This is a genomic window from Domibacillus sp. 8LH (assembly GCF_038806185.1).
Lineage (GTDB): Bacteria > Bacillota > Bacilli > Bacillales > Domibacillaceae > Domibacillus > Domibacillus indicus_A.
This window is the reverse complement of record NZ_JAVJNG010000306.1, coordinates 1-241: the sequence shown is the minus strand read 5'-3', so window position 1 is coordinate 241 and position 241 is coordinate 1. Positions and strand designations below refer to the sequence as shown.

Genomic DNA, 241 nt, shown 5'->3' with positions numbered 1-241 from the left:
GCGTTTTTCTATTCCTTGTCATGCACCGACAATCGCCCCAAACCCAGGTATAAGTTGCAGTAACTTTACTAAATCAATATAATCCCGATACTCCTGCTGAAATGTCCTCCAGACCATGTCTGTAATCTCTTGCTTTTTTTCATACCAATTATCAAGCGTGTGGAAAGTCTCCCTCTTAAATCTATCATCTGAGAAATCAAGCTGGAACACATGCAGAATAAACAATCGTTCAGAATAATCC

At 39.4% G+C, this 241-nt stretch carries 1 protein-coding gene; it reads right to left on the bottom strand.

The window, feature by feature from the left end:
* Nucleotides 1-18: 18 nt before the first annotated feature.
* Nucleotides 19-241 (bottom strand): EcsC family protein (locus RG959_RS24830; RefSeq protein ID WP_342799367.1); only part of this gene is annotated, 223 nt, incomplete at its 5' end.